This window comes from Neobacillus cucumis (assembly GCF_023715505.1).
In genome coordinates this window covers 1-215 of sequence record NZ_JAMBOH010000191.1, presented here as the reverse complement: position 1 = coordinate 215, position 215 = coordinate 1, and the positions used below count along the sequence as shown (strand labels likewise).

Here is a 215-nt window from a genome sequence, read left to right as displayed (position 1 = left end):
AATTCGTTCTTTGAAAACTAGATAATTGTATAGAAGAAACCAAGTAAAAACCGAGTAAAATCGCCATTTTAGAATATTCTCTATTTAAATAGAGTAAAACCTTTTAGGTTAAGTTAGAAAGGGCGCACGGTGAATGCCTTGGCACTAGGAGCCGATGAAGGACGGGACTAACACCGATATGCTTCGGGGAGCTGTAAGTAAGCTTTGATCCGGAG

The 215-nt window shown here is 39.5% G+C and carries 1 rRNA gene; it reads left to right on the top strand.

Features of this window, described 5'->3' with window-relative positions:
• Positions 1-106: 106 nt before the first annotated feature.
• Positions 107-215 (top strand): 23S ribosomal RNA (locus tag M3226_RS32060); the annotation flags it as partial.